23 protein-coding genes are annotated in these 26,318 nt (G+C 70.6%); 11 read left to right on the top strand and 12 right to left on the bottom strand.

Going from position 1 to position 26,318, the window contains the following annotated elements; genetic code table 11:
- Positions 1–14: 14 nt before the first annotated feature.
- Genes DI272_RS23415 through DI272_RS23400 form a run of 4 tightly spaced genes read right to left on the bottom strand, consistent with a single transcriptional unit; the run spans position 15 to position 5,435 of the window.
- Complete coding sequence (locus DI272_RS23415; protein ID WP_109497247.1) at positions 15–1,340, bottom strand: lysine N(6)-hydroxylase/L-ornithine N(5)-oxygenase family protein; 1,326 nt, start codon at positions 1,338–1,340, stop codon at positions 15–17.
- A complete protein-coding gene (locus DI272_RS23410) occupies positions 1,337–2,830 on the bottom strand; it encodes an ABC transporter substrate-binding protein (RefSeq protein ID WP_146238381.1) in 1,494 nt (497 codons plus the stop codon). Before DI272_RS23410 ends, DI272_RS23415 begins: the two co-directional genes overlap by 4 nt.
- Positions 2,827–4,146, bottom strand: a complete 1,320-nt coding sequence (locus DI272_RS23405) for an acetyl-CoA carboxylase biotin carboxylase subunit family protein (RefSeq protein ID WP_109497245.1) — start codon at positions 4,144–4,146, stop codon at positions 2,827–2,829. Before DI272_RS23405 ends, DI272_RS23410 begins: the two co-directional genes overlap by 4 nt.
- Complete coding sequence (locus DI272_RS23400) at positions 4,143–5,435, bottom strand: ATP-grasp domain-containing protein (protein WP_109497244.1); 1,293 nt, start codon at positions 5,433–5,435, stop codon at positions 4,143–4,145. Before DI272_RS23400 ends, DI272_RS23405 begins: the two co-directional genes overlap by 4 nt.
- Positions 5,436–5,629: 194 nt before the next feature.
- On the opposite strand from DI272_RS23400, the gene DI272_RS23395 reads away from it, so the two are divergent.
- The 6 genes from DI272_RS23395 to DI272_RS45465 all read left to right on the top strand — a co-directional run bounded on the left by DI272_RS23395 (position 5,630) and on the right by DI272_RS45465 (position 11,747).
- Positions 5,630–6,166, top strand: a complete 537-nt coding sequence (locus DI272_RS23395; RefSeq protein ID WP_258314639.1) for a DUF3291 domain-containing protein — start codon at positions 5,630–5,632, stop codon at positions 6,164–6,166.
- The gene (locus tag DI272_RS23390) at positions 6,159–7,445 is read left to right on the top strand and encodes an MFS transporter (protein ID WP_109497242.1); all 1,287 of its coding nucleotides are present in this window, start codon (positions 6,159–6,161) and stop codon (positions 7,443–7,445) included. The genes DI272_RS23395 and DI272_RS23390 overlap by 8 nt, the downstream gene beginning before the upstream one ends.
- A 146-nt stretch (positions 7,446–7,591) precedes the next feature.
- Complete coding sequence (locus DI272_RS23385) at positions 7,592–7,861, top strand: hypothetical protein (protein WP_109497241.1); 270 nt, start codon at positions 7,592–7,594, stop codon at positions 7,859–7,861.
- A gap of 13 nt (positions 7,862–7,874) precedes the next feature.
- Entirely contained in the window at positions 7,875–9,116 is a 1,242-nt protein-coding gene (locus DI272_RS23380; protein ID WP_109497240.1) for an MFS transporter, read from the top strand.
- Positions 9,117–9,153: 37 nt separating this feature from the next.
- Complete coding sequence (locus DI272_RS23375; protein WP_109497239.1) at positions 9,154–9,756, top strand: DinB family protein; 603 nt, start codon at positions 9,154–9,156, stop codon at positions 9,754–9,756.
- 77 nt (positions 9,757–9,833) lie between these two features.
- Positions 9,834–11,747 (top strand): hypothetical protein, encoded by a 1,914-nt coding sequence (locus DI272_RS45465; protein ID WP_258314638.1) that lies wholly within the window; start codon positions 9,834–9,836, stop codon positions 11,745–11,747.
- Here the strand turns inward: DI272_RS45465 and DI272_RS23360 are convergent.
- Complete coding sequence (locus tag DI272_RS23360; protein WP_109497238.1) at positions 11,698–12,627, bottom strand: intradiol ring-cleavage dioxygenase; 930 nt, start codon at positions 12,625–12,627, stop codon at positions 11,698–11,700. The two genes, DI272_RS45465 and DI272_RS23360, sit on opposite strands and share 50 nt — an antisense overlap.
- A 119-nt stretch (positions 12,628–12,746) precedes the next feature.
- The gene (gene aspS / locus DI272_RS23355) at positions 12,747–14,510 is read right to left on the bottom strand and encodes an aspartate--tRNA ligase (RefSeq protein WP_109497237.1); all 1,764 of its coding nucleotides are present in this window, start codon (positions 14,508–14,510) and stop codon (positions 12,747–12,749) included.
- Between the two features lie 184 nt (positions 14,511–14,694).
- Here aspS and DI272_RS23350 point away from each other — a divergent pair, with 184 nt between their 5' ends.
- Complete coding sequence (locus DI272_RS23350) at positions 14,695–16,839, top strand: SpoIIE family protein phosphatase (protein ID WP_109497236.1); 2,145 nt, start codon at positions 14,695–14,697, stop codon at positions 16,837–16,839.
- Here DI272_RS23350 and DI272_RS23345 read toward each other — a convergent pair.
- The 3 genes from DI272_RS23345 to DI272_RS45460 all read right to left on the bottom strand — a co-directional run bounded on the left by DI272_RS23345 (position 16,806) and on the right by DI272_RS45460 (position 18,372).
- Positions 16,806–17,855: an AI-2E family transporter gene (locus DI272_RS23345; RefSeq protein WP_109497235.1), complete on the bottom strand. Its 1,050-nt coding sequence runs from the start codon at positions 17,853–17,855 to the stop codon at positions 16,806–16,808. The genes DI272_RS23350 and DI272_RS23345 overlap by 34 nt on opposite strands.
- A gap of 80 nt (positions 17,856–17,935) precedes the next feature.
- A complete protein-coding gene (locus DI272_RS23340; protein WP_375138060.1) occupies positions 17,936–18,175 on the bottom strand; it encodes a hypothetical protein in 240 nt (79 codons plus the stop codon).
- Positions 18,172–18,372 (bottom strand): hypothetical protein, encoded by a 201-nt coding sequence (locus DI272_RS45460; RefSeq protein ID WP_109500992.1) that lies wholly within the window; start codon positions 18,370–18,372, stop codon positions 18,172–18,174. Before DI272_RS45460 ends, DI272_RS23340 begins: the two co-directional genes overlap by 4 nt.
- Before the next feature lie 123 nt (positions 18,373–18,495).
- Between DI272_RS45460 and DI272_RS23330 the strand changes: the two genes are divergently transcribed.
- From DI272_RS23330 to DI272_RS23320, 3 genes are all read left to right on the top strand, one after another.
- On the top strand, positions 18,496–19,344 hold the full coding sequence (locus DI272_RS23330; RefSeq protein WP_109497233.1) for a helix-turn-helix transcriptional regulator: 849 nt from the start codon (positions 18,496–18,498) through the stop codon (positions 19,342–19,344).
- Positions 19,322–19,528, top strand: coding sequence for a DUF397 domain-containing protein (locus DI272_RS23325; RefSeq protein WP_109497232.1), 207 nt, complete (start codon positions 19,322–19,324; stop codon positions 19,526–19,528). The genes DI272_RS23330 and DI272_RS23325 overlap by 23 nt, the downstream gene beginning before the upstream one ends.
- Before the next feature lie 108 nt (positions 19,529–19,636).
- A complete protein-coding gene (locus DI272_RS23320; protein WP_109497231.1) occupies positions 19,637–20,506 on the top strand; it encodes a Bro-N domain-containing protein in 870 nt (289 codons plus the stop codon).
- An 81-nt stretch (positions 20,507–20,587) separates the two neighbouring features.
- Here DI272_RS23320 and DI272_RS23315 read toward each other — a convergent pair whose 3' ends face one another.
- The 3 genes from DI272_RS23315 to DI272_RS23305 all read right to left on the bottom strand — a co-directional run bounded on the left by DI272_RS23315 (position 20,588) and on the right by DI272_RS23305 (position 24,267).
- Positions 20,588–21,559 carry a pirin family protein gene (locus DI272_RS23315; protein ID WP_109497230.1) on the bottom strand — a complete coding sequence of 324 codons (972 nt, stop codon included), beginning with the start codon at positions 21,557–21,559 and terminating at the stop codon, positions 20,588–20,590.
- Between the two features lie 108 nt (positions 21,560–21,667).
- Positions 21,668–23,614 (bottom strand): YncE family protein, encoded by a 1,947-nt coding sequence (locus DI272_RS44600; RefSeq protein WP_181387291.1) that lies wholly within the window; start codon positions 23,612–23,614, stop codon positions 21,668–21,670.
- A 179-nt stretch (positions 23,615–23,793) separates the two neighbouring features.
- Positions 23,794–24,267 carry an SseB family protein gene (locus tag DI272_RS23305; RefSeq protein ID WP_109497229.1) on the bottom strand — a complete coding sequence of 158 codons (474 nt, stop codon included), beginning with the start codon at positions 24,265–24,267 and terminating at the stop codon, positions 23,794–23,796.
- Between the two features lie 182 nt (positions 24,268–24,449).
- On the opposite strand from DI272_RS23305, the gene DI272_RS23300 reads away from it, so the two are divergent.
- Positions 24,450–26,276 (top strand): acyl-CoA dehydrogenase, encoded by a 1,827-nt coding sequence (locus DI272_RS23300; protein ID WP_109497228.1) that lies wholly within the window; start codon positions 24,450–24,452, stop codon positions 26,274–26,276.
- Positions 26,277–26,318: the final 42 nt, after the last annotated feature.

The following is a 26,318-nucleotide window of genomic DNA, read 5'->3' as shown; positions in this document are numbered from 1 at the left end:
CTCGGTTCCGTTGGTCAGGCGGCGGCCAGGACGGCACTGCGGTCGGTGGTGGCGCGGGCGGAGAGACGGTCGGTGAGGGCGTCGGTGAGGGTCGAGGCGCGCAGGGACAGCAGGCTGAACGACCCGGCGTCACCGATCCCGTGGCTGGATTCGCACAGCCCGTTGAGGAACAGCGGCGGCGTGCCCTCGGCCACCGGCTTCAGGGCGTAGTCGCCGGACACCTCCAGCCGCCCGTCGCTCTCCTTGGCGAACCGGTCGGCGAGCCCGGCCATCAGCGGCGGGCACAGCTCCTCGTGCGCTCCCGGCCCCATGTTCCGGAAGCCCGTCGCGAGGACGGCGAAGTCGACCGAGTCGGTGACCGTCTCGCCGGTGTTGCGCTCCAGGAAGTCGATGGTCACGCGGTCCCCCGCGGCCGTCACGGACGTGGCCTCCAGGTTGCCCCGCACGAACAGCCGCTGGTCCCCGTCGAGTTCCTGCTCGTAGATCTCCAGGTACAGCTCGCGCAGCACGTCGATGTCGGCGGACGAGTAGTTCGTCGGGTGCATGTAGGCGTCGAGCGCCTTCTTGCCGTCCCGCGAGGCCCGGAAGTAGTAGTCGGTGAACTCGGGGAAGTACCCCTCCTCGCTGAACGGGCTGGTGTCCTTCTGCCGCAGCGAGTGGGAGCGGGTGTACGTCGTGACCCGTGCCCGCGGGAAGCGCCGGCCGAGGTCGAGCGCCAGCTCCACCGCGCTCTGGCTGCCGCCGATGACGGCGACCGACGCCGGCTGCCCGTCGGCCGTCAGCGCGGCGAGCCTCGGCAGGTACTGGGTGAGGTGGAAGACGCGGTCGCTGCGCAGCGAGTCGTACGGCGCCGGGACGTACGGCGTCCGCCCCGGCCCCATCACCAGCGTGCGCCCGAGGTAGCGGCGGCCCGACATGGTCGTCACCTCGTACAGCCGCTCCCCGTTCTCCTCCACGACCTCGAGGCCCTCGGCGCGCTGGTTGCAGTCGACGAGGTGGGAGAAGAAACCGGCCGCCCAGCGGATGTACCCGGCGTACTCCTTGCGCAGCGGGAACTCCGAGGGGAGGTTGAGGTGGCGCAGCAGCCGGCCCTGCTCGTGCAGGTAGTTGAGGAAGCTGTAGCGGGAGCGCGGGTTGCGCAGGGTCACCAGGTCGCGGCTGGGGTGGTTCTGGATGTCGGAGCCGTCGAGCAGCATCCCGGGCTGCCACTCGGGGCTCGGGCGGGCCTCCAGGAAGCGTGCGGTCAGCGGTGAGTTCCGCTCCTCCAGCGCGATGGCCAGGGCGAGGTTGGCGGGCCCGAAGCCGATGCCGAGGATGTCGTACACGGGAGTGGTGCTCATCGCTGGGTGCTCCTTGCGGTCACGGTCGTGAAGGTCGGGTTGCCGTCGAAGTCGATGCGCAGGCCGCCGATGCGGTCGGCCGCGTACACGCGCTGGTCGGTGCGGTACCAGAGCGGGATGAGAGCGAGGTCGCGGATCGCGATGCGGTCGGCGCGCCGCCAGGCGTCGACGCGTTCGGCGGGGTCGCGGGCGGCGCGGGCGCGGGCCACCAGGGCGTCGAACTCGGCGTCGGCGTACCGCCCTTCGTTGTCGCCGTGGGCGGTGCCCTCGGCGTCGGGCGCGGTGCACGAGGAGTGCAGCAGCGGGAAGAGCATGTTGTCGGGGGTGGGGTAGTCGCAGGCCCAGCCCGCGCGGCAGAGGCCCGCCGCGGCGACGGAGGTGCGGTGGTCGACGAGGCCGCGCGCGTCGGTGCGCAGCAGCTGGACCTGCCAGCCGTGGACCTCCTCGAGTTGCTGGGCGAGGGCGATGACCCAGTCGTCGTGCCCGGCGCCGGTGTTGTAGGCGAGGTCGACGCGGGTGCCGGGTCCGAGGCCGGCCCGCGCGGCCGCTTCCCGCGCCCGGTCCGGGTCGTAGGCCGTCCAGTCGTCGTCGAGCTCGGCGCGCGGGGTGTGGGCCTTGCCGAACCACGGCGACAGCAGCGAGTGCGCGGCCGTACGGCTGCCGTGGAAGTGGGTGTCGATGAGCCCCTGCCGGTCGACGGCGGCGGAGACCGCCCGGCGGGCGTCCACCGAGTCCATCGGTGCCTGGTGGCAGAAGGGGATGAGGTAGAAGAGCCCGGCGCCCTCCTGCTCCAGGTAACCGCCGTGCTGCGCGGCCTCCTTGGTCCGTGCGGGCGGAATCCGCGCGTAGTCGTAGGTGCCGTCGACGAACCGGGCGTACTCGTCGTCCAGGGCGGTGACCGGGTCGAGGATGTCGAGGTGGATCTCCTCGATCTCGGGCCGGGGCCCGAACCACCGCTCGTTGCGCCGCAGCCGGATGGCCTCGCCGTGCCGCCAGGGGCCGTCCATCACGAACGGGCCGTTGCCGACGGGGAGATCGTTGTACGACGGCTCCAGCGCGGCCGGCGTCCAGGACGGCACCGGGAAGAAGATCGGCTGGAGTGTCTTGAGGTCGAACTGGACGTCCGGCTCGGCGAGTTCGACGACCAGCGTGGCGTCGTCCACGGCCGTGAAGTCGCGGACGCCTGCCAGGTGGTAGGCGGTCTCGGTGTTGGCCTCGGGGTCGAGGGCCCGCCGCCAGCCGCGCACGAAACTGCGCGCGGTGACCGGCTCCCCGTCGCTGAACACGGTGTCGGTGCGCAGCCGGAACGTCCAGGTGGTGGCGGTCGGGTCGGACTCCCACTGCCGGGCCGTGGCCGGGATGAGCTCCCCGTCCTCGTCGAGCGCGAGCAGCCCCGTGAACAGGGCCTTGCAGACGAGGATGCCCTCGCCCTCCTGGGCCTTGTAGGGGTCGATGGCGGTGGGCTCGGTGATGCCCATGCGGAAGATCACGCGGCGCCCCTGACGGCCGGCGGCACGGCCACGGGCGGGACCATCACCACGTCGAGCTGCTCGTCCAGTTCGGCGGCGATCCGCTCCACCCGGTCGACGTCCTCGACGCCGCGGTAGGGCGCGGCGACGGCGAGCGAGCCGGCGATCTCGTACCAGCCCTCCGGCGCGCGGCGCAGCCGGTCACCGGGCTTGGAGGCGGGGATGTAGGAGCGGAAGTACGGGGAGTGGTAGGCGTCGCCGGGGTTGTTGCGGACCAGCGTGCCGGTCCGGTAGGCGAACTTGATGCAGGTCGCCGCGCGGGGCGTGGCTGCCCGGCGGACCTCGCCGTCGAGCACGGCGGCCCGCATCGTCTCGTCGTCCCCGGCGAGCACGGCCTTGGCGTACAGCCGTACCGCGTCGATGCCGTGCACCTCGCGCAGGTTGCGGTAGTTCTGGCCGCCGCTCATGCGGGTGGCGAACTCCACGACCCGGTAACGCCCTTGGGCGTCCTGCCGGAACTCGGCGTTGAACAGGCAGTGCTGGACGCCGAGTCCGGCGACGATGCCCTCGGCGACCGCGACCAGCTCCGGCTCCTCCTCCGGGGTGCGGAAGGGCAGGGTGTAGAAGTCCTCCTCGAAGTAGGGGCCGGGCATCTGCATCTTGTTGGTGACGCCGACGAGGTGGAACGCGCCGTTGACGACGACACCGTCGAGGGTGACCTCCTTGCCGGGCAGGAACTCCTCGATGAGGGCGATCTCCGGCCCGTCGCTGGGGAAGTAGCCGCCCCACTCCTCGGCGAGGCGGGCCACGTCGGTCAGCGCCCGCTCCAGCTCGTCGCGGTCCCGCACCAGGCTGACGCCGATGCTCGCGGCGAGCGCGCTGGGCTTGACGATGAAGGGGTACGAGAAGTCCTCGGCCGCCTTCAGGCCCGCCTCGACGCCGGTCACGCCGGCGAACCGCGGTGCGGGCAGGCCGTGTTCGGTGAGGAAGGACCGCTGGAGCTTCTTGTCCCGGGAGATCGCGTCGGCCTTCGGGCGCGGCCAGGTGTGGCCGAGGAGCTGGTTGGTGCGGGAGGTGACGGCGATGTCGCTGTCGTAGAAGGTGATCGCGGTGGTGATGCCGAGCTTGCGGGCCTCGTCGGCGCAGAAGGCGGCCATCGACTCGCCCTCCAGCTCCTCCGGTACCGGGATCACGGAGGCGAAGCGGCCGTCGTCGGCGGCCTGCCTGACACCGGTGGCGAGGTGGATCTCCAGCCCCATCCGCTCCAGCGTCTCGATGTGCTCGCGGTGCCACGCGTAGGTGTTCCGCATGATCAGCAGGATCTGCGCGCCGCTCATGCCGCGACCTCCCGCGCCAGCTCGACGGTGACGACGGTGACCTGCTCCAGCAGGGCCTCGGCGGTGGCGATCGCGGCCGTGGTGTCGGGGCCGGTGGTCAGCACCTGGCCGGCGCGGTCCCAGTTGCCGCGCAGCTCGCCCAGGACGTCGCCGGGCTTGACGGTGGTCTCGACGTCGATGACGTCGGCCAGCTGCTTGGCCTCCTCGGCGCCCTGCACCTCGACGACCGTGCCGGGGCGGGCGGACAGGAAGCGGGTGGCGGCGGCGCGCTCGGGCACCGGGCGGGCGTCCAGGGCCGGGATCAGCCCGAACTGCCAGGCCACGATCCACTCTTCGACGTCGATGCCGTAGGCGGCGTCGAGCAGGTCGAAGATGCGGTCGCCGCCCATGCGGTTGTGACTCTCGATGATCTTCGGCCCGGTGGGGGTGAGCCGCAGCTCGGTGTGGGCGGCGCCGTCGGTGAGGCCGAGCGCGTCGAGGAACCGGGCGACCGTGTCCTCCACGCTCCGCTCCTGCTCGGGGGTCAGCCGGGCCGGCAGCGCGTGCCCGAACTCGATGAACCCGTTCTCGCCGCCGGTCAGCTTCTCCGTGACCGCGAGGACCACGTGCCGGCCCGCGAAGGAGAAGGACTCCACGCTGAACTCGGGCCCGGAGATGTACTGCTCGACGAGGAAGCGCTCGATGTGGAAGAAGTTCCCCCACTGCAGATCGGTGCGCGCCCGCAGCGCCTCCACCCCGGCCCACGCGGCGGCGGCCTGCTCGGGCCCGTCGATGCGCTCGACACCGAGGCTCGCGGTGGCGTCGGCGGGCTTGAGCACGAACGGGTAGCCGTGCGCGGCGCCGAAGGCCAGCAGATCGTCGGCGGACGTCACCTCGGCGGCGGCGACCGACAGGTCCCGGGTGTCCGGGGACGCGGCCAGCAGATCGCGCATCGCCCGCTTGTCCCGCAGGAGTTCGGCGGTGCGCTCGGTGGTCCCCCCGAGGCCCAGGTGGTCGCTGATCCGCGCGGCCGGCACCAGACCCGGCTCGGTGATCGACACGACCCGCGTGAAGCCGTACGCGGTGTGCGCGGCCTCGACCAGCGGGCGGGTGGTCTCCCAGTCCGTGTAGTCGGCGATGATCACGGCCTCGGCGAGCTGGGCCGCCTCCGGCACGAAGTGGTCCTGGTGCTGGATCAGCACGAAGCGGACACCGAGCGCGGCCGCCTTGCGCAGGGTCTGGATCCGTCCGCCCACGACGAGCAGCGTGGGGGCACCGGTTGATCGCGAGGTCGTTGATTGCTGGGTCATGCCGAGAACTCTGGGCCATGAATTCCGGCGGGAAAATACTTTTCGACTGGCACAAGAATGCCCGGCACAAAAGACGCAGCGGCCCTTCGGAAAAGGCCCCCTGGCACTTTTGTGCCACGCACTTTGGTGCCCGCCCGTTCCCCTTCCCCAGCCGTCGCCGGGCCGGGAACATCGAGGCCATGCCAAGGATCGCCATGACCACGTTCGCCGTGCTCAAACAGCCGTATCCGCACCTGTCGAACGAGGACTTCAACGCACTGGAGCCGCTGGTCTTCGGCGCCTCCGAAACCAGCCCCGGCTTCATCGCACGCGCCACCGCGATCGATGTCGCCGACACGAAGTGGACGAATTTCGGCCGCGACTACGGCGACTGGGGACGATTCGAGGCGCCCTCCTTCTACACCGGCGGCCGCACCGACGACACCGACACCCGCGCCTCCACCCTCTCGCTGTGGACCGACCTCGCGTCCGTGAAGGCGTACGCGTACGGCGGTCTGCACCGGCAGGCGCTGCGCGACCGCCGCCGCTGGTTCGCGCAGATCCCCCACAAGCTGTACGCGGCCTGGTGGGTGGCCGACACCGAGATCCCCACCTGGAGCGAGGCCTGCCGGCGTCTGGAGCACCTCGACACGCACGGCTCCACCCCGCACGCCTTCGACTTCCGCCAGCCCTACGACTGCGAGGGCCGCCCCCAGTCCGCCGCGCACTCCCCCGAGGTGACCCATGTCTAAGCCCCATGTCCGGGCCCTGCTGCTGGTGCTGAGCGCCGCGGCCTTCCTGCTCACCCTCGCCGGTTCGGCGCTGAAGAACACCGTCCAGGTCTACTTCGTGCCGATGGCCGACACCTTCGGCGGCTCCCGCGGCGCCCTCGCCTGGGCGACCACCCTCTTCGCCGTCACCGTCGCGGTGGCCTCCCCGCTGGTCGGCGCGATCGCCGACCGCATCGGCGGCGCCGCCACCCTCGCCGTCGGCACCGCCCTGTCCGGCGCGGCCCTCGTCGGCTGCGCGCTCGCCGGCCGGCTGTGGCTGTTCGTCGCGGTGTACGCCGTCGTCGCCGCGCTGGCCTCCACGATGCTGTCGTACGTACCCCTCGGCGTCCTCGTCGACGAGCTCTTCCGCGACGGCCGCAAGGGCCTGATGTACGCGCTGCTCACCAACGGCGCGGCTGTCGGCTTCGTGGTCCTGGTGCCGCTGTGGTCCTGGCTCGGCACCTGGGCGAGCTGGCAGCACGTCCTGCTCGTGGTCGGTCTCGCCTTCCTGTTCGTGCTGGCACCGGTGGCACTGCTGGTGGCGCGGGCGTCGGGGAAGGTGACGTCCGCGGACGCGGACGAGGAGGCTTCCGCGCAGCAGACGGAGGAGCCGGTCCGCCTCTCCTTCGCCGCGCGGTTCCGGCTGACCGCCCGCAACGGCGACCTGCGCCGCCTCGCGCTGGCCATGTTCGCGTGCGGGGCCACGATGGCCTTCATCGACGTGCACTTCATCCCGCTGATGCACGACCACGGCCTGGGCCACACCGTCTCCTCCACCGCCGTCGCCCTGCTCGGCGTCTTCGAGATCGCGGGCGGTCTGCTGGCGGGCTGGCTGTGCGACCGGGGCCGGATCAAGGCGGTGCTGGTGAGCGCGTACGCGGTGCGCGGCGTGGCGATGCTGCTGGTCGCCCTCACCCCGACCGGCACGGTCGCGATCGCCTTCGGCATCGTCTTCGGCATCAGCTACCTGGCCACCGTCATCGCCACCACCATGTGGGCGGCCCGGGTCCTCCCCGTCGAGGTGCGCGGCTTCGGCATGGGCCTGGTGTGGACCGTCCACGCCCTCGGCACCGCCCTCACCAGCGAACTCGGCGCCCAGATGGCCGACTCGACGCACAGCTACACGCCGGTGACCCTCGGCTGCGCGGCCCTCGCGGCGGCGGCCTGCGTCCTGGTGCTGGCCAGCCGGGTTCCGGCGGCGGAAGCCCCGGCGGCGTCCGAAGCCCCGGCCGAGCAGAAGGAGTTGGCCCCCGCCGGCTGACACTGCGCCGCCCTCGCCGCACGGCTCCCCCTCTGATCCCCCTTACCGCCCTCGCCGCACGGCTCCCCCTCTGATCCCCCTTACCGCTCCCGCCGCACGTCTCCCGTCTCGGGCTCCGCCCCGCCCGCCCCAAGGACCGCCCTGCCATGCATGAGCCCCGCACGCGCCCGTTCCTCCTGGTGGTGACCACCGCCGCCTTCCTGCTCACCCTCATCGGAACGGCACTGAAGATCACCCTCGAGACCTACTTCGTGCCCACGGGAGACATCACCGAAGGCCCCGGCGCCGCCGTCGACCGGGCGGCCACGTTCTTCGCCGTCACCACCGCCGCGGCCTACGGACTGGTGGTCTGCGCGCTGGTGACGGCGCGCGGCGTGCCGCGGTCGGCCGACACCCCTTCCGATCTCCCCTCCTGAAGGAGCCACCCCCATGGCGGACACCGCCCCCCTGCACCGACGCCTGCGCCAGCTGCCCCGCAGCGCCTGGGTGATCTTCGCGGGCATGTTCCTGATCAAGTTCGGGAACTTCCTCAACGTCTTCCTCGTGCTCTTCCTCGTCTCCCGCGGCTACTCCACCGCCCAGGCGGGCCTCGCGGTCGCCGCCGTCGGCCTCGGCACCTTCGTCGGCAACATGATCGGCGGCACGGTCGCCGACAAGTTCGGCCGGCGCAGCGCGATCGCGGTGTCGATGTTCGGCTCGGCGGCGGCCACCGCCACGGTCCCCTTCACCGACGGCCTGATCACCACGACCGCCCTGGTCTGCCTGGTCGGCGTCTTCGCCCAGCTGTACCGCCCGGCGGCCGGCGCGCTGCTCGTCGACGTGGTCGACGGCGAACAGCGGGTCATGGCGTTCGCGGTGCTGCGACTCGCCGTCAACGTCGGCATGGCGGTCGGCCCGCTGGTCGGCGGCCTCCTCAGCGGCCACTCCTACACGTACGTCTTCGCGGGCGACGCCCTGTTCTCCCTCGCCTTCGGCACCCTGGCCCTGCTGCTCCTGCCGGCCGGCCGCCCGGCCCAGGCCCCGGTCACCGCCGCCGAGGCGGCGGGCAAGGGCGGCTACCGCGAGGTCTTCACCGACCGCCCGTACGTCCTGTTCCTGCTGTCGATGGTCGCGGCCACCTTCGTCTACGGCCAGACCACCGCGACCCTCCCCCTGCACGTCACCGACGCCGGCTTCTCCAACACCGTCTACGGCCTCCTGCTCGGCCTCAACGCCCTGCTGTGCGTGGTCATCGAGCTGCCCCTGACCCGGCACACCGAGCGCCGCGACCCGCGCCGCGTCATCGCCCTCGGCCTGCTGCTGCTCGGCGCCGGCATGGGCCTGACGGGCGCGATGAACGCGGTGTGGCTGCTGGCCCTGACGGTCGTGCTGTGGACGGTCGCCGAGACGATCTACACCCCGATCGCCAACGCCTACCCGGCCGAGTTCTCCCCGGCCCACCTGCGCGGGCGCTACCAGGGTGCCGAGGGCCTCGCCCACACCCTCGGCGGCACCCTCGGCCCGGCCGTCGGCGGCCTGCTCTACGGCATCAACGCCCCGCTGCACTGGACCGTCTGCGCCGCCGTCGCCGCCCTCGGCGCGGTCCTGGTGCTGGGCGCCAAGCCGGGCGCACGGCAGACCGAGGCACCGGCGACGGAGACGTCCGAGCCCGTGGCCGCCGCCACCAACTGACCTTCCGTACCCATCCCTTCACACCTGAGAGATCCCGATGACCGTCACCGACACCGACGTTCCCCGCATCGACATCCCCTCCGCCACCGAGGACCCCGCCGCCTACGTCACCGCCCTCCTCGAAGTCGCCGCCGAGCGCGACCCGTTCGACGTCCTCGCCAAGACCCCGGTGTGGGCCGCACGGCTCTTCGCCGACCTGCCGACCGAGCTCGCCGAGACGGTCCCGGAGGAGGGCGAGTGGCCGGCCGCGTTCACCGTCGGGCACCTCTTCGACGTCGACATCGTCTACGGCTTCCGCTGGCGGCTGGTCGCCACCGAGGACGCCCCGGTCTACCCCGGGTACGACGAGGAGAAGTGGGCCCCGCTGCCCCGCCTGCCGTTCCGTCAGATGCTCGACGCGTGGACCGGGCTGCGCGCCTCGAACGTGGCGCTGCTCGCGGGGCTGTCCCCGGAGGACTGGCAGCGCACCGGCCACCACGGCGAGCAGGGCGGCGAGACCATGGAGGTCATGATCAAGAAGGTCGTCGGCCACGACATCGCCCACATCAACCAGATCTACCGCGCGATCCGCATGGTCCGTCAGGCGGCGGGGCTGGACGTGGCGGAGCTGGACGCGACGTACCTGTCGCTGGGCCTGTAGGACGATCGGTTGATCATGCGTCTGGTCCGGGAGTGGCGTACCGCTCCCGGGCCGCGCCGCCTCGCACGCTCTGCGGTGTGACAAGACGACGACCGAGACCGCTGTACGTGGCCGCGCTGGTGCTGGCGGCCGCCTTCGCGCTGGGAGTGCAGGGACCGACGGCAAGCGAACCGACGGCGAGCGAACCGACGGTGAGCCAACCGACGGCAACCGGACCGACGGCTGCCGCGTCCCCCACGGAGTCCGTGTCCCCCACGGGGTCCGCATCCCCGACGGCCACCGCCGCGGCCCTGGCCCCGGCGTCACCCGCGGCACCGGCCTCCGCGTCCGCGTCCCCTTCCTCGGCCCCGCCCCCCGCGGCCCCCGCCTTGCCGGCCGGCACCGCGGCCCCCACCGGCAAACCGGCGCCCCCGGCCTCCCCCGAGCCCCCGGCACCCCGCCGTCGCGCCGATGGCCTGCGGCTCACCCTCGCCGCCCGCGAATGCGACGAGTACACCGACATCATGGCCAACAACGCCCGGGACAATAACCAGCAGTCCCTCCGGGACCTGGGCAAGGACTCGGTGTACGCGGTCGGCGACCCGGTCGACGCGGCCGTCGAGGAGGCGAACGACCCCCGCTGCCGCCCCCTGGCCGGCTGGCGGTTCACCCTCGGCCGGGGCATCGGCGGCGAGGTCGGCGGACTGTCCACGGTCGTCCCCAGCGACTCCGGCGTCCAGCCCGTCACCGCGGCCTCGACCCCGCTGCTGGACAGTCAGGGCGACCCGACCGGCCGGACCCTGGCCGGCGCCGTCACCGTCGTACTCGGCACGACGGACGCGACCCTGGCGGCCAACCGCCGCCTCCAGATCCAGGGCGGCACCCCCACCGACCCGCTGAACACCGCCGCCTTCGGCGACACCTACGCCTTCGGCGCGCTGCGCTGCGCGGTCGACCACCAGCGCAACGACAACGTGGACCGGGCCGCCTACCCGACCGGCCACCGGCATGTCTTCTGCTTCTACTACACGGTGAAGGCGAGCGCCGCGGCGGGAACTGTCGTCGTCCGCAAACAGGTCGAGGGCAGCGACGCGACCGAGACGTTCCCCTTCACCGGTTCCATCTCCTACACCGAGGACAAGAGCTTCGAGCTCGCCGTGACGGACGGGGCGCCCGCGCAGCAGTCCTTCCGCCGTGCCGCCACCAAGGGCACGGGCGACGAGCCCTGGTCGTTCGGCGAGACCGTCCCCGAGGGCTGGCGGCTGGTGAACCTGGTCTGCGAGTCGGCCGAGGGCACCAGCACCACCAGCACACGCGCCGACGGCACCGCGAGCGTCGACCTCGCCGCCGGCGACACCGTGACCTGCGTCTACACCGACGCCCCGACGACCACCGCGGCCGTCGGCACGCTCGCCCTGCACAAGCGGACGGTCGGCGGCACCGGCGGCCCGTTCCCCTTCACCGACGAGAACGGCACCGCACTCGGCTCGGCCACCACGACCGCCGAGGACACCCCGGTCGACCTGGCCTGGCACGAACTGGCCGTCGGCGACCACACCGTCACCGAGACGCTGCCCGCCGCCACCGACGAGGGCTCCTGGGAGTTCGTCCGCGCCGAGTGCGACGGTACGGAGGTGGCGGCGACGGAGTCGGCGGGTGCGGTGTCCTTCCCGGTGACCGTGCCCGCGACCGGCGTGGACTGCATCGTCACCAACCGCTGGGTGACCGCCCCGGACCCGACACCCCCACCCACCCCGACACCCACACCGACACCCACACCGACACCCACACCGACCCCCACCCCGACGCCCACCGCGACGCCGACGCCGTCCCCGACGGACCCGGCACCGGGACCCACGCCCTCGAACTCGCACCCCCCGCACCTGCCGGACACCGGAGCCGGCGACCACACCCTGCTGCTGGGCACGATCGCCGGCGTCCTGCTGGCCGTGGGCGCCGCCCTTACAGCGACGTTCCGTCGTTCGTCGCGTCCGGGTCGACGCCCATCGTGATCGAGCCGACGACCCCCTTGGCGATGTTCTTCCTGGCGTACTTCAGCTTGAGCAGCCCACCCGCGGTGCCGCTCTGGTCGTAGATGGTGTCCTCGGTGAGCGTGGTGCGCTCGGTCGTCGAGGTCGAGTACGGCTCGACCTCGGCGGACGCCAGCACGGACTCCTCGTCGAAGAAGAACTGCCCGGTGTGGCAGGTGTGCCCGCCCTCGTAACCGGCGTCGGTCCACTCGCCGTCCACATGCACCTTGGTGTGGATGTGGACGGTGCGGCCCCGGTACCAGCCCGGGAAGATCGTCCTGAAGGTGACCTTGCCGTGCTGGTCGGTCCTCCAGGTGCCGCGCAGATAGCGCTCGTCGTCGGTGGGCTCCTCGTGCCCGCCGCCGCCGGTGCCGCCGGAGGGCGCCCCGGACGGCGGCTCACCGGTGGGCGTGCCGCTCGGCGCCCCCGAGGGCGCGTCGGTGGGGGCCGTGCCGCCACCGCCGGTCGACAGGCTCTCGTAGCCCGAGTAGATGCCCAGCGCGTCGCAGTGCCAGATGTCGACCGCCGCGTCCGCGATCGGCTTGCAGGTCTCGGAGTCGATGACCTTCAGGTTCAGGACGAGCGGGATGCCCTCCTTGTCCTCGGTGATGTCCCGGCGGATCTTGTCGGCGTCGATGTAGTACGGCCCCTCGGTGGTCTCCGAGGTGAGCTTGTAACAGACCTCCGCGGTGGACGTACCGCTCGCGGAGGCGGCGCCCGCCTCCTCGCCGGCGAACGCGCCCGTGGCAAGGGCGGCACCCGCACCCACCGCCACGGCCGCACCGGCCCCGGCCACCACGACCTTGCGACGCGTCAGATCCCTTTTGTGCTTCGGCTCGTTGTGCTGCTGATTTCCCGTCATGGGCACCGAACCGTAGGGACGGAGACTGTCAGGGGCGTGGGTGCGGGCTGTGGCTCCTTCAAAGAAAGCGAAAGGGCTCGGAACCGGCGCCGGTTCCGAGCCCTCTCCCCTCGACTGACCTACTTCGGCTGCGGCTTGCGCACCGACAGGTGCAGCTCCTTCAGCCGCGCCTCCTCCAGCTCCGTGGGCGCGCCCATCATCAGGTCCTGGGCGTTGCCGTTGAGCGGGAAGGCGATGGTCTCGCGGATGTTGGGCTCGTCGGCCAGCAGCATCACGATGCGGTCGACGCCGGGGGCGATGCCGCCGTGCGGCGGGGCGCCGAAGCGGAACGCGCGCAGCATGCCCGCGAACTTCTCCTCGACCGTCTCCCGGTCGTAGCCCGCGATCTCGAACGCCTTCAGCATGATCTCGGGCTCGTGGTTCCGGATCGCACCGGAGGACAGCTCGACACCGTTGCAGACGATGTCGTACTGCCAGCCCAGGATGTCCAGCGGGTCCTGGGTCTCCAGGGCCTCAAGACCGCCCTGCGGCATCGAGAACGGGTTGTGCGAGAAGTCGATGGCGCCGGTGTCCTCGTCCTTCTCGTACATCGGGAAGTCGACGATCCAGCAGAACCGGAAGACGCCCTCCTCGAAGTGCCCGGCACGCTTGGCGGCCTCGACCCGCACCGCGCCCATGATCTTCGAGACCTCGTCGAAGTCGCCCGCGCCGAAGAACACGGCGTGCCCGGCGGCCAGCGACAGGCGCTTGGTCAGCTCGGCGACGTTCTCCTCGGTGAGGAACTTCGCGATCGGACCGGACAGCGAACCGTCCTCGGCCACCCGCACCCAGGCCAGGCCCTTCGCGCCCAGCGTCACGGCGAAGTCGCCGAGCTGGTCGAAGAACTTCCGCGGCTGGTCCTGGACCGCCGGCACCGGCAGCGCGCGCACGTGCTTGCCGGCGAAGGCCTTGAACTCCGAGCCCTCGAAGACGTCGGTGATGTCGACCAGCTCCAGCTGGGCGCGCAGGTCCGGCTTGTCGGAGCCGTACTTCAGCATCGCCTCGCGGAACGGAATCCGCGGGAAGGGGGACGTCACATGACGTCCGTTGCCGAACTCCTCGAACAGCTCGGTCATGAGCTTCTCGATCGGCTGGAAGACGTCCTCCTGCTCGACGAAGCTCATCTCGACGTCGAGCTGGTAGAACTCGCCCGGCGAACGGTCCGCGCGGGCGTCCTCGTCACGGAAGCAGGGCGCGATCTGGAAGTAGCGGTCGAAGCCGGAGATCATCAGCAGCTGCTTGAACTGCTGCGGCGCCTGCGGCAGGGCGTAGAACTTGCCCGGGTTGAGGCGCGAGGGGACCACGAAGTCGCGGGCGCCCTCGGGAGAGGTCGCCGACAGGATCGGGGTCGCCATCTCATTGAAGCCGAGGGCCGTCATCTTGTGACGGATGGCGCTGATCACGGCCGTCCGCAGCATGATGTTCTTGTGCATGCGCTCACGGCGCAGGTCCAGGAAGCGGTACTCCAGGCGCCGCTCCTCGTTGACCCCGTCCTCGGCGTTGATCGTGAACGGCAGCGGGGCGGCGGCGCCGAGCAGCTCGACCTCGCTCACCTCGACCTCGACCTCACCGGTCGGCAGGTCCGGGTTCACGTTCTCGGTTCCACGTGAAACAACGCGGCCGTCGATGCGGACGGTCGACTCCTTGGAGACCTTGTCGAGGGCCTCGTAGGCGTCCGTGCCCGGCCGGGCGACGAGCTGCGTGATGCCGTAGTGATCGCGCAGATCGATGAAGAGGATGCCGCCCAGGTCGCGCCGATTGTGCAGCCAGCCACTCAGCCGGACGTCGGTGCCGACGTCAGAGGAGCGGAGCTCGCCGCAGGTGTGGGACCTGTACCGATGCATCGTCGTTCATCGTCCTTACAGTGTGGGCTGTGTGCCGAGGGTCACTCCCCGACGTGAACGGGCCATGGTGCCCGGACCTCCCAAGGGTACCGGCCACCCCAAGATCGCCTCTCCACCCTTTCCGTCGTATGCATGCATGGCCCATCAGTGGCACCGTTCGATCACCTCTTCTTACAGTGGGGCAATGCGCACTGGTGAGCCTCTGCCCGCCGTGGGGGAGGTACTCGCCGCCCTCGCGACCGGCCTGTGGCATTGGGACACCGCGACGGGCCTGGTCACCGTGGACGCCGAGGCCGCACGACTGCTGGGCCTCCCGGCCGAGGCGACCACCCTCACGGAGGTCCAGGCACGCGCCCGCATGCACCCCGTGGACTGGAACGAGATCACCGGCGTCATCCAGCTCGCCGTCGCCGAGGGCACCCTCGCCGAGGTCCGCATCCGGATCATGGACGAGCAGAACCGGGTGATCCGCGTCGTACGCAGCCGCTCCAAGCCGTCCTACGACGCCGAGCGCCGCGCCTTCGTCCTCATCGGCGCCATGCAGGAGGTCACCGAACCCTCACCGGCCACCGCCGCGGCCCGCAACAGCAGCACCACGATCACCGGCGACTGGCGCCGCTCCCGCGAGGCGTTCCTGCTGGACGCGGGCCGCGCCCTGGCCGAGGCCCGCTCCACCGAAGAGGTCCTGCGCGTGGCCGCGGGCCTCTCCATGCCCGGCTTCTCCCCCGACGGCCTGGCCGTCTTCGGCGTCGAGGGCGACCGCCTGAAGATCATCGGCCACCACGGCCAGCAGCCCGGTGACGAGGGCCCCTTCTCCCACATGTCCCTGGAGACGGACTACCCGGCCGCCGAGGTGGTCCGCACCGGCCGCGCGGTCTACCTCTCCACCCCCGAGCGCTACCGCGAGCGCTACCCGGTCACCTGGCCCCTCGCCGCCCACTTCAACCGCCAGTCCTGGGCGTTCCTGCCGCTGACGGTCGCCGGCCGCACGATGGGCGCCTGGATGGCGGCCTTCGCCTACCCGGTGGCCTTCACCCCCGACGAACGCTCGGTCCTCACCACGGTCGCCCGCATGCTGGCCCAGGCCCTCTCCCGCGCCGAGGCGGCGGAATCCGCCCGCGAGCTCACCGACGGCCTCCAGCGCTCCATGCTCCCCAAGCTGGGCCCCGAGATACCGGGCCTGAGCGTCGCCGCCCGCTACGTCCCCACCGGCGGCGGCCTCCAGGTCGGCGGCGACTGGTACGACATGATCCCGCTGCCCGGCGGAGGCCGCCTGGCCTTGGTGATCGGAGACGTGCAGGGCCACGACGTACGGGCGGCGGGCCTGATGGGCCAGCTGCGGATCGCGCTGCGCGCCTACGCCTCGGAGGGCCACCGCCCCGACGCCGTCCTCTCCCGCGCCTCCCGCTTCCTGCACGGCATGACGTACGACGACCAGGACCCCTCGGACCTGCGCTTCGCGACCTGCCTGTACGTCGAGGTGGACCCGGCCACCGGCGTCCTGGACATCGCCCGCGCCGGCCACCCCGACCCGGCGATCCGCATGGCGGACGGCACGGTCCTGGCCCGCCGCACCGACGGCGGCCTCCCCCTCGGCATCGACCCGGACGCGGACTACCCCACCACCCGTCTCACCCTCGAACCCGGCGAGACGATGATGGTCTGCACCGACGGCCTGCTGGAAACGGGCGGCCACGACCTCGACTCGGGCTGGCAGCGGGTCCGCGCCATCCTGGAGCAGCACAAGGGCGACGACCTCGAAGAACTCGCCGACGCCCTGGTCCAGGGGGTCCACGGCCCCTCCTCCCACCACACGCGGGGCCCGTTGGCCGACCGCCGCGAGGACGACATCGCGGTCCTGCTCCTGCACCGCGAGGGAGAGGGCTGCGGCTGCGGCGACACGGTGACCCCGCCCCAGGTCCGCCGCACGATGCTCTCGGTGGCCCAGGCGGAACCGGAACGCGTGGGAGTGGCCCGGGAACAGCTGCGCGAGCTCCTCCACGACTGGCCCTCCCAGGACCAGATCGACTCGGCGGTCCTGCTCCTGTCGGAGATGCTGACGAACGTCCTGGTCCACACGGACGCCGACGCGCTGCTCCTCGCCGAGGTGCACGGCGACGGCCCCGGCACCCGCCGCATGCGCATCGAGGTCACCGACAGCAGCGACGACCTCCCCCACAAACGCCGCCCCGGCGAACTGGCCTCCTCCGGCCGCGGGTTGATGCTGATCGAACTCCTCGCGGACGCGTGGGGGGTCGACCCGCGGGGCGAGGGCAAGAGCATCTGGTTCGAGCTCTACGAGTCGACGGCGGAGGCGTCCTCCGCGTAACGCTCCCGCAGCTCGTGCGCGATCCCGAAGGCGGCGGCGGTGAGCGGCACGGCGAGCAGCATCCCGACGATCCCGGCGACGGAGGCCCCGGCGGTGATGGCGAGCATCACGACCGCCGGATGCATCTGCACGGTACGGCTCTGGATGACGGGCTGCAGCACATGCCCTTCGAGCACCTGCACGGCGAGCACGACCCCCAGCGCCCACAGCGCGATGACGAACCCCCGGTCGGCGAGCGCGACGAGCACGGCGACGGCGCCCGAGATGAAGGCGCCGAGATAAGGGATGTAGGCCCCGACGAAGACAAGCGCCCCCAGCCCCACGGCCCCCGGCACATCGAGCACGAGCAACCCGACGGTGATGCAGGTGGCGTCGATGAGGGCGATGACCGTGGTCCCCCGCATGAACCCTTCGACCGCCTCGAACGCCCGCCGGGTCATGGCCTCGACGAGATCACCGGAGGAGGCGGGAACCATCGACCGCAGCGCCCCGGCGGCCCGATCAGAGTCCCGCAGGAAGAAGAACACGAGGAAGAGCGCGAGCACCCCCATCGCGAGGACCTCCCCCACCACACTCACCCCGCTGATGACCCCGGAGGCGGCGGTCCCCCCGAACTTCCCGAGCAACTTCCTGGCGTTGGACGCGACGTCGTCGAGCGAGGTCCCGGCGGCCCCGAAGTGCTCGGCCACCCCCTGGGCCGCGTCCTTGAGCGAGGCGACGATCTCGTCCCCCGTGTCGATGAGCGCGGCGACGACGATGTACACGGCCCCGCCGACCACGCAGACGACGGCGACACAGGTGAGCCCGGCGGCAAGCGACCGCCCGACCCCGACCTTGATGAGCCACCGGTGCAACGGCCCGAGCAACGCGGTCCCGAGCAGAGCGAGCAGCACGGGCACCACGGCGGTACGCAACTCCGCACACAGCAGAATCCCGACGTAGCCAACCCCGGCGACGAGCAGCGCGACGGCGCACCAGGCGGCCAGGCGGCGGACGGGGTCGGGTAGCAGGCGCACACCTCCAGCGGATCACGCGCCCACGGGATTGTCCTGCGCGGTCGGCCGGACAGGTGACGAGCTGTCACCACGACCCGGCTTCACGGCCTCCACCAGGCACGCCAAGGCCGCACGATGACCTCCCGATAGCTGTGGTGCGACGGATTCCGCCCACCGTGCGCCAGCACCCACCCCTGCGGCACCCCGAAGTCCACGCTGGACTCCGACCGCTCACCGCACACCGCACACTCCATGGCGTACGTGACCGGCTCGGCGTCCGGCTCCCGGTCCGGCTCCAGCGTCCAGCGCACCTGCCGTACGACGGCACGCGGCCCGCTCACTTCCCCCACCTCCCGTTGGCGACGGCCACCTTGGCACTCAGCACCTCGCCGGGCTCCGACGCGCGGAGAAGGTCCGGGGGCACGTCCCACTCGACACCACCCTGCAGAGGCCGTAGCTGCACATACGGCCCCTCCTTCCCCATGACCACACCGATCCGCCCGTCACGCGTGTCCACCACCAGCGCTCCGATATCCATATCCACCGCCGCCCTCTCACCTGGCTGATCTCACTGTTCGTATCCAAAGAGTGACGGTGCGCGGCTACCGTGGACAGAGTGATCGGCTCTACAACGCGACTGTCAAGAAGGGGCGTTGCGCGGATGACAGGTCGAGCAGGGCATCAGGAACCACTCTCCAACGAGCAGCGGTACGGCGACGAGCTGCGCCGCAGGAGAGAGGCCGCCGGTCTCACCCAGGCCGACCTGTCCGAGCGGATCGTGTGCTCACCGTCCCTCATCGCCCACTACGAGGCGGGCCGCCGCACGCCCTCACACGCGGACGCACAGCGCCTCGACCAAGTCCTGGGCACCGGCGGCTTCTTCACCCGCTGGCGCAAGACACTCGCCAAGTCCCGCTTCGCCGAGCACTTCCAGGAAGCGGCGGAGGCGGAGCAACTGGCCCTATTCATCGAGGAGTATGCGGTTTCGCTGGTGCCCGGGCTGTTGCAGACGGAGGGGTACGCGCGGGCCGTGCTCAAAGTGGGCAAGCCCAACTACACGGCCGCCGACCTTGACAAGAAGGTTGTCAACCGGCTTGAGCGTGCCCGCATCCTGGCGATTCCGGACAGCCCCACAGTGTGGGTGATCCTGCACGAGACCGTGATCCGGACGGTGGTCGGCGGCTCTGTCGTCATGGCCGAACAGCTCCGGCACATCGCGGAGTTGGGGCGCGACGGCCGGATCATGGTCCAGGTGGTCCCGTTCAGCGTGGGAGCCCACGCGACCATGAGCAGCATGGTGAAGCTGATGCGTTTCGCCGACGCTCCTGACATGGCCTATGCAGAGGCGCTGCACACCGGTTCACTGACCGACGATCCGTCACTGGTCCGCCGTTACCGCGACGCATACGATCTGACCAGGGCCGCCGCACTGCCGCCGGAGGCGTCCCTGGACCTGATCGAGTCGGTGGCGGAGGACTACGGCAACCATGAGCGCCCACCACATCCCTGACGCGTCGGCCCTCACCACCTGGCGCAAGTCCAGCCACAGCGGCCCCGACAACGGGGACTGTGTGGAGGTCGCCGACGGCAACCCGGACCTCATTCCCGTTCGTGACAGCAAGAACCCCACCGGTCCAGCACTGCTCTTGGGAACGGCCGCGTGGGCCGCGTTCGTCGCGGGCGTGAAGGGCTGACGCGGTCGGCAGAATCGGTACGTCTGCCCACCTTTCGGATGAACGTCCTTGCTATGTACGTGAGTTGCACCTCCGTGTGCATAGGTTCCGACGCGGAGGTGATGCTCGATGAACGAGCAGAACACGACGCGCAAGGACGCGATCGACATCAACGACTTCGTGTACGCGGCCACGGGGGCCCGGGTACGAAGGCTGACTATGCCGGACGGGACGCACTGGTTTCCCGTCGCAGACGTACTCAAGGAACTGGGCTACAGGAACCCTTCGAAGACTCTGGCGGACCATGTCCCCACAGAGCACCGAGAGATTCTTGGGAACCTAACTGGAGGTTATGGTCTCAGCGTTCCCGCAGGTCGGGAGTGGCGCCGAGACATGAACGTCATCGATCTCCCGGGCCTGATCCGCTTGGTCAACGGCTGCACGAAACCAGAGTCCCAGCCCTTCAAGAACTGGGTCTCAGAAGTCATCGCCACCATCCAGCGCGACGGCTCCTACACCCTGGAACCGGCGCCCGTACAGCCCGCTCCCGCCGAGCGCACCGCGTACGCCGTGCCCGAAAAGCTCGCCGACGCACTGGTCCGGCTCGAAGAGCGGGTGTCCCGGACGGACGAAGCGCTCCGGCGGATCGACGACAAGCAGAACACGATCATCGACTCGCTACGAGACATCGCCCAGGCCCTCCGACGCTCCGGCGACCGCTACCGCCCCGTCGAGGCCCCTGAGTTGACGCCCCAGCAGCTCCTTGCCAACTGGAAGTCCCGGAACCTGGTCGTCACCGAGGACGTCCACGCGGTGGCCGCCCACCTTGCCCCGGCGCTCCTGCACGGCGGCGCGGGTTACAGCGTGGACGAGATCGCCGTCTGCACCGGGCTGTCGCCCGACCGCGTCCACGACAGCCTCGAGCTGCTGTCCGAGCAGAAATGCGTACGGCAGGTAGGCCGCGCTCCGAACGGCGCGCCCTTCTACGTGCTTCCGTAGCAGCCAAGAGAACAGGCCCGAAGCCGCAACACCAACTTGCGGCTTCGGGCCTCGTCGTACCGTACTCGCCTCCGCAGCCCTTTACAGGCCACCCTCCGACATTCCATGCACGGCGGGGATCGTCCCCAGCCGTCCCTTCTGGAAGTCCTCGAACGCCTGCTGGAGTTCCTCACGGGTGTTCATGACGAATGGGCCGTAGTGGGCCATGGGCTCACGGATCGGCTGTCCGCCGAGGAGCACGACCTCCAGGTCCGGCGTGTGGGAGTCCTGCTTCTCGTCCGCGCGGACCGTCAGGGAGCCGCCGGTGCCGAAGACCGCCGTCTGCCCCAGGTGGATGGGACGCCGGTCGCTGCCGACCGAGCCGCGGCCGGCCAGGACGTAGGCCAGCGCGTTGAAGTCCTCACGCCACGGGAGCGTGATCTCCGCGCCCGGCGCCAGCGTCGCGTGGATCATCGTGATCGGGGTGTGGGTGATACCGGGGCCCTGGTGGCCGTCCAGCTCACCGGCGATCACGCGAAGGAGCGCGCCACCGTCCGGGGAGGTCAGAAGCTGGACCTGGCCGCCGCGGATGTCCTGGTAGCGCGGGTCCTTCATCTTGTCCTTGGCCGGCAGGTTCACCCAGAGCTGGAGGCCGTGGAACAGCCCTCCCGACATCACCAGCGACTCGGGCGGGGTCTCGATGTGGAGCAGACCCGAGCCCGCCGTCATCCACTGGGTGTCACCGTTGGTGATGGTTCCGCCACCACCGTTGGAGTCCTGGTGGATGAAGGTGCCGTCGATGATGTACGTGACGGTCTCGAAGCCCCGATGCGGGTGCCAGGGGGTGCCCCGCGGCTCGTTGGGACCGTAGTCCACCTCCCCCATCTGATCCATCATGATGAACGGATCCAGATGCCGGTAATTGATCCCGGCGAACGCCCGGCGTACCGGGAAGCCCTCGCCCTCGAAGCCGCTCGGTGCGGTCGTGACGGTGAGTACGGGACGGGCCACGGCGTCTGCGGACGCGGCGACGCGGGGGAGCGTCAGCGGGTTCTCGACGGTCACTGCAGGCATGTCGGTACCTCCTTGGTACGCCCAGTTTAGTTGAGCGTTGAACTTTCTGCCACCCCTAACGGCGAAAGCCCGGAGAGCATTCCCTCCGGGCTTCCCCAGCCGTCCGTGTCAGTTGCTGAAGTACAGGTACTTCCACGACCCGTAGGTCGTCGAGTTCACAGTGTCCCCGGACGAGCCGTTGACGTACACCGACCGCATCCGCGCCCGGATGCCCGACTCGCCGGGTGCGCCGAGAGAGACGGCCGACTTGCCGTTCGTACCGAGCGGGAAGTACTCCGAGTCCGCCGAGTACCAGGTGCCCTGGTAGTAGACCTGGAGGTCGAAGCGCTGCTGACGGCCCGGGTAGTACGTCATGGTCGTCGTGAGCAGCGGGTCGGTGCTCTTGTGGAACCAGTAGTACGTCGTCGAGCCGATCTTCGCCGTCTTGTAGTGCTTGGAGACGGCCGTGGAGATCTTGACCTTGGCGTACGCCGTGGACTTGACCGTCCTGGGCTTGTAGCGGGCGTCGCCCGAGAAGACCGCGGTGACGGCGGTGTCCCGGGTCATGTCCACCCAGGCGCTGATGTTGCCGTCGGAGTTGACCGTGCCGGTCTTGATCAGCTTCTTGCCCTTGTCGCTGCCGAAGGGGTCCGCGTAGATCGAGACCGAGCGGTTCTTGTACGTCGTACCGAGGTGCGCGGTGAATTTCACGTCGGCGCCGTACGCGTAGGTCTTGCCGTTGTTGTTCAGGCTCAGGGAGGTGGACGCGCGGGAGACGTCGACCGTGTCGGAGGCGGTCGCCGCCGTGTGCTCGGCGTCCCCCGCGTACTTCACGGTGTACTTCACCGTGCCGCCGGCCGGCGGGGTGTCGGTGAAGGAGTACGTGCCGTCGGCCTTCACGGTGACGGACGCGAGCGCCTTGCCGCCGGGGCTCTCCAGGTCGGTGCGGGTGACCGAGAGCCGGGCGCCGGCCGGCAGGGGCACGGTCGCGGACAGCTTGCCCGTGACGGTGAGCGACTTGGCGCGGGTCGCGGTCGACGGGGCGTTGACCGTGAGGGTGGGGACGTTCTTCGTCGGGTCGGTGAGCGCCTTGAGGGTGTAGCCGCCGCTGGTCGCGATCAGGGCGAAGACCCGGGAGGAGTCCCCGGCCCAGGCCACGTCGGCCGCGGACTGGGTGCCGGTGCTGTAGGTGCGGACCGGCTGGGTGGCGTTCGGCCGGTAGATCGCGACCTTGGTGCCGGTGATCTGGGCGATCAGGCCGCTGCGGCCGACGTCGGCCCGCTGGCCGGCCGGGTAGGCGCCGGCCTTGGTGAGGGTGCCGTTCGCCCAGGCGTGCCGGTCGGTGCCGTTGACGAGGACCTGGTCGGCGCCCGCGACGAGGTCGATGTCGCCGAGGCCGTCGTTGAGGGCGTAGGAGGTGTCGTGCCAGGCGGTCACGACGGGCGTGGCGCCGGACACGTCGAGGACGGCCTCGGTGCCCGTGGAGTCCCCGGTCTCGCCGACGGCCAGCAGGCCCGGCCGCAGCGGGTCGGTGTCCAGCAGGGCCTGCCCCCACATCCCGGACCCGGTGCCCTCGGTCGGGATCTGGGCCAGTGCCACCGGGTCGGCGCCGCTCGACGGGTCCACGGCCGGGTCGACGGAGCCCAGGTCACCGTCCCACTGGTCGCCGTAGGAGAACCAGACCTTGCCGCCGGCGAAGGCGACGTGCACCGGACCGGTGCCGGTGGCGACGGGGTAGCGGGTCCTGACCTGGAGGTCGGCCGCGTTCAGGGCCACGATCTCGTGGCTGTCGGGCAGCGCCGCGTACAGGGTGGCGCCGTCGTCGGAGACCGCGAGGTCGCTGACCCGGCCGAAGCCGGCGGCCTGCGCGAGGAAGGTGCCGTTGTAGTCGGCGGCCAGGATCTGGCCGTCGGCCTGGTCGCTGACGAAGACGCGCTGCAGGGCGTCGTCGACGGCGAGGCCGCCCGGGCTGGTGACGACGGCCGCGGCGGCCGACGCGCCGCCGGCCGTGGCGACGCTCAGCGCCACCGAGCTGAACAGGACCGCGAGTGCCGTCGCGGTCGAGGTGCTGCGCATGCGCACAGTGATGAACCCCCACAGAGAATCCCGGTGGTGCCGGGAGAGCTGAAAGCGCCGCGCGGCACCCGGACGCGTGCCGTGGGAGAACGGTGGCGTGCGGGGCGCGGCTGCCAAGGGGGAACTTTATGGCATGGCTGTGACAAGCAGGGGAGGATTTTCGTTCCGCCGGGCGTCGGCTAGCCGTACATCCGGCGCATCGCGAACTCCACCATCTGCTCGACCGCCTTGGCGTCGAAGACCATCCGGTGCTCGCCCTCCATGTCCAGGACGAAGCCGTAGCCGGTCGGCAGGAGGTCGATGACCTCGGCGCCCGTGATCACGAAGTACTTGGACTCCTTGCCCGCGTACCGGCGCAGTTCCTTCAGCGAGGTGAACATCGGGATCACCGGCTGCTGGGTGTTGTGCAGGGCGAGGAAGCCGGGGTTGTCGCCGCGGGGGCAGTACACCTTCGAGGTGGCGAAGATCTGCTGGAAGTCCTCGGCGGCCAGCTGGCCGGTGGTGAACGCGCGCACCGCGTCCGCGAGGGACGGCGGGGACGGCTCGGGGTACAGGGGCGGCTGCTGGCCGTACCCGCCCACGCCGCCGGCCATCTGCTGCTGCGGCGTGGCGTACTGCTGCTGCGCTCCCGCGCTCTGGTCGTAGCCGTACATGGCGGCAAGCGTACCGAGCGGGCGGGGCCCGGCGGACGGCCCGGTGTGAACCGTCACAGATGGCGGGATCGGGGTTGCGACTTATTACCGACGGGTAGCATCATCGTATCGAAGCTACTTGTTGGTATGTGAACTAGCGCGAGGATCCAGTGCCTCGCCCGTCTCTCCAGGGAGCCGTCGCCATGGGGCACTACAAGTCGAATCTGCGCGACATCGAGTTCAACCTCTTCGAAGTACTCGGCCGCGACAAGCTGTACGGCACCGGACCCTTCGAGGAGATGGACGTCGAGACCGCGAAGAGCATCCTCGACGAGATGACCCGTCTCGCCGAGCACGACCTGGCGGAGTCCTTCGCGGACGCGGACCGCAATCCGCCGGTCTTCGACCCGGAGACCAACACCGCGCCGGTCCCGGCGTCCTTCAAGAAGAGCTACAAGGCCTTCATGGACTCCGAGTACTGGCGCCTGGGCCTGCCCGAGGGCATCGGCGGCACGGTCGCCCCGCCGTCCCTGATCTGGTCGTACGCGGAGCTGATCCTCGGCGCCAACCCGGCCGTGTGGATGTACTCCTCCGGCCCGGCGTTCGCCGGCATCCTCTACGACGAGGGCAACGACGTACAGAAGAAGATCGCCCAGATCGCCGTGGAGCGGACCTGGGGCTCCACCATGGTCCTCACCGAGCCCGACGCGGGGTCCGACGTCGGTGCCGGGCGCACCAAGGCGGTCCAGCAGGAGGACGGCTCCTGGCACATCGAGGGCGTGAAGCGCTTCATCACCTCCGGTGAGCACGACATGGAGGAGAACATCCTTCACTACGTGCTGGCCCGTCCCGAGGGCGCCGGTCCGGGCACCAAGGGCCTGTCCCTCTTCCTCGTCCCGAAGTACCTCTTCGACTTCGAGACCGGCGAGCTGGGCGAGCGCAACGGCGTGTACGCCACCAACGTCGAGCACAAGATGGGCCTGAAGGCCTCCAACACCTGCGAGATGACCTTCGGCGACCAGCACCCCGCCAAGGGCTGGCTGATCGGCGACAAGCACGACGGCATCCGCCAGATGTTCCGCATCATCGAGTTCGCCCGGATGATGGTCGGCACGAAGGCCATCTCGACCCTGTCGACGGGCTACCTGAACGCCCTCGAGTACGCCAAGGAGCGCGTCCAGGGCTCCGACCTGGCCGCCTTCGGCGACAAGACCGCGCCCAAGGTCACCATCACCCACCACCCCGACGTGCGCCGCTCGCTGATGACGCAGAAGGCGTACGCGGAGGGCATGCGCGCCCTGGTGCTGTACACCGCCTCGATCCAGGACGCGATCGCCGTCAAGGAGGCCGCGGGCGAGGACGCCAAGGCCGAGCACGCGCTGAACGACCTGCTCCTGCCGATCGTGAAGGGCTACGGCTCCGAGAAGGGCTACGAGCAGCTCGCCCAGTCGCTCCAGACCTTCGGCGGCTCCGGCTTCCTCCAGGAGTACCCGATCGAGCAGTACATCCGGGACGCCAAGATCGACACCCTGTACGAGGGCACCACCGCGATCCAGGGCCAGGACTTCTTCTTCCGGAAGATCGTCCGCAACCAGGGCGCGGCCCTGAACGGTCTCGCCGAGGACATCAAGAAGTTCCTGGCGCTCGGCACCGGCGGCGAGGAGCTGGCCGGCGCCCGCGAGCAGCTCGCCAAGGCGGCCGTCGAGCTGGAGGCCATCGTCGGTCTGATGCTGACCGACCTCGCGGCCACCGAGCAGGACGTCAAGAACATCTACAAGGTGGGCCTGAACACCACCCGCCTGCTGATGGCCTCCGGTGACGTGGTCGTCGGCTACCTGCTCCTGAAGGGCGCCGCGGTCGCGGCCGAGAAGCTGGAGACGGCCTCGGCGAAGGACAAGGCGTTCTACACCGGCAAGATCGCGGCGGCGAAGTTCTTCGCGGCCAACGTCCTGCCGGGCGTCACGGGCGCGCGCAAGCTCGCCCAGAACGTCGAGCTGGACCTGATGGAGCTGGACGAGGCGGCGTTCTAGTCCGCCTTCCGGTCCGCGTTCCGGGACACATCCGTACAGCTC

The sequence above is a fragment of the Streptomyces sp. Act143 genome, from assembly GCF_003143935.1.
Lineage (GTDB): Bacteria > Actinomycetota > Actinomycetes > Streptomycetales > Streptomycetaceae > Streptomyces.
The sequence above is the reverse complement of the archived record's forward strand: the minus strand, read 5'-3'. Positions and strand labels throughout refer to the sequence as shown.

Coding starts and splice junctions, on each gene's coding strand:
- DI272_RS23415 (WP_109497247.1), bottom strand. CDS start 1,340: ATGAGCACCACTCCCGTGTACGACATCCTCGGCATCGGCTTCGGGCCC.
- DI272_RS23405 (WP_109497245.1), bottom strand. CDS start 4,146: ATGAGCGGCGCGCAGATCCTGCTGATCATGCGGAACACCTACGCGTGG.
- DI272_RS23400 (WP_109497244.1), bottom strand. CDS start 5,435: ATGACCCAGCAATCAACGACCTCGCGATCAACCGGTGCCCCCACGCTG.
- DI272_RS23395 (WP_258314639.1), top strand. CDS start 5,630: ATGACCACGTTCGCCGTGCTCAAACAGCCGTATCCGCACCTGTCGAAC.
- DI272_RS23390 (WP_109497242.1), top strand. CDS start 6,159: ATGTCTAAGCCCCATGTCCGGGCCCTGCTGCTGGTGCTGAGCGCCGCG.
- DI272_RS23385 (WP_109497241.1), top strand. CDS start 7,592: ATGCATGAGCCCCGCACGCGCCCGTTCCTCCTGGTGGTGACCACCGCC.
- DI272_RS23380 (WP_109497240.1), top strand. CDS start 7,875: ATGGCGGACACCGCCCCCCTGCACCGACGCCTGCGCCAGCTGCCCCGC.
- DI272_RS23375 (WP_109497239.1), top strand. CDS start 9,154: ATGACCGTCACCGACACCGACGTTCCCCGCATCGACATCCCCTCCGCC.
- DI272_RS23360 (WP_109497238.1), bottom strand. CDS start 12,627: ATGACGGGAAATCAGCAGCACAACGAGCCGAAGCACAAAAGGGATCTG.
- aspS (WP_109497237.1), bottom strand. CDS start 14,510: ATGCATCGGTACAGGTCCCACACCTGCGGCGAGCTCCGCTCCTCTGAC.
- DI272_RS23350 (WP_109497236.1), top strand. CDS start 14,695: ATGCGCACTGGTGAGCCTCTGCCCGCCGTGGGGGAGGTACTCGCCGCC.
- DI272_RS45460 (WP_109500992.1), bottom strand. CDS start 18,372: ATGGATATCGGAGCGCTGGTGGTGGACACGCGTGACGGGCGGATCGGT.
- DI272_RS23330 (WP_109497233.1), top strand. CDS start 18,496: ATGACAGGTCGAGCAGGGCATCAGGAACCACTCTCCAACGAGCAGCGG.
- DI272_RS23325 (WP_109497232.1), top strand. CDS start 19,322: ATGAGCGCCCACCACATCCCTGACGCGTCGGCCCTCACCACCTGGCGC.
- DI272_RS23320 (WP_109497231.1), top strand. CDS start 19,637: ATGAACGAGCAGAACACGACGCGCAAGGACGCGATCGACATCAACGAC.
- DI272_RS23315 (WP_109497230.1), bottom strand. CDS start 21,559: ATGCCTGCAGTGACCGTCGAGAACCCGCTGACGCTCCCCCGCGTCGCC.
- DI272_RS44600 (WP_181387291.1), bottom strand. CDS start 23,614: ATGCGCAGCACCTCGACCGCGACGGCACTCGCGGTCCTGTTCAGCTCG.
- DI272_RS23305 (WP_109497229.1), bottom strand. CDS start 24,267: ATGTACGGCTACGACCAGAGCGCGGGAGCGCAGCAGCAGTACGCCACG.
- DI272_RS23300 (WP_109497228.1), top strand. CDS start 24,450: ATGGGGCACTACAAGTCGAATCTGCGCGACATCGAGTTCAACCTCTTC.